This is a genomic window from Seonamhaeicola marinus (assembly GCF_008085455.1).
Map to the genome: position 1 here is coordinate 1 of NZ_VSDQ01000008.1, position 247 is coordinate 247.

The 247-nt window shown below is 30.4% G+C and carries 1 pseudogene; it reads left to right on the forward strand.

Annotated elements, in window-relative coordinates:
* Positions 1 to 247, forward strand: a pseudogene (locus tag FUA24_RS00085) (efflux RND transporter periplasmic adaptor subunit); the annotation flags it as partial.

Genomic DNA, 247 nt, shown 5'->3' on the forward strand with positions numbered 1-247 from the left:
AAAAACAACAACATAAAACCTAACCTAACTGCAAAACTAAAGGTAAATGATTACACAAGCGAAAATGCCATTTTAATTAAACAAAGTATCATTTCTGAAAATGCTGAAGGCGAACAATATGTATATATTATTTCTAATAAAAAAGACGCTATGGCAAAAGCCAAACGGGTAATAATTAAAACTGGTAAAACACAAGGTGATAACATTGAAGTGCTTTCAGGCTTAAAAAGTGGCGATGAAATTATTG